An 807-nucleotide genomic window follows, 5' to 3' on the forward strand; every position below is an offset into this window, starting at 1 on the left:
TTTGCACCCATCCCCACCAGGACACGTGCTCAACCCGAGCGGATCCACCCACCCCGTAGGATTCGGCACATACTGGTACGCATTGATCCCACCCGCCAGCTTCACCGGATCCGGCGTCAGGTACCGACCAATATCCGGATTGTAGTAGCGATGACGGTTGTAGTGCAGCCCGCTTTCCGCGTCACAGTACTGGCCTTGAAAACGCAACGGATTGTCGATTTTGCAGGCATCAAGGCGGGCGATTTCGCCGTAGGCGCGGTAGTGCGCGGACCAGACGATTTCGCCTTCATTATCGGTCAGTTCCTGCGGCGTACCGAGGTGGTCGAGTTGGTAGTGGTAGGGTTTTGTTTCTTTCGGCCCAAAGCCTTCCAGTAAAACCAATGGGCGGAAGCTGTCGGGTTCGTATAGGTAGCTGCGATGGCGCTCCGCATGATGTTCGGCAATCAGCTTGTCGCCTTGCCAGAAAAACTCCGTGGTCGTGTCATCCACGGTTTTGCTGATGCGCCGCCCAAATGGGTCGTAGCGATAGTGGGCAGTTTGCCCGTTGGGCTTGGTGAGGCCGATCAGGCGGTGCTGGCAGTCGTAGCGGTATTCGGTGACGAGTTGCTGGCCTTTGCCGCGTCGCTCGCGGATCAGGTTGCCGAAGGCGTCGTAGTCATAGTGCTGATCGCCCTGGATCATCAGGCGATTACCCGCAACGATGTCCGGGCCGGGGCGGTTCTGCATCAGCAGGTTGCCCGCCGGGTCGTGGCCGAAGCGTTCCTGTACGTCTTGCGAGTGGTTGGCGCGGGTCAGGCGGGCGAGGGG

At 60.0% G+C, this 807-nt stretch carries 1 protein-coding gene; it reads right to left on the minus strand.

The genetic code is table 11. From position 1 onward, the window contains the following. Positions 1-807 (minus strand): RHS repeat domain-containing protein (locus JBE38_RS27515; RefSeq protein ID WP_205345599.1); only part of this gene is annotated, 807 nt, incomplete at both ends.

It is taken from the genome of Pseudomonas sp. ICBG1301 (assembly GCF_016918385.1).
Taxonomy (GTDB): domain Bacteria; phylum Pseudomonadota; class Gammaproteobacteria; order Pseudomonadales; family Pseudomonadaceae; genus Aquipseudomonas; species Aquipseudomonas palleroniana.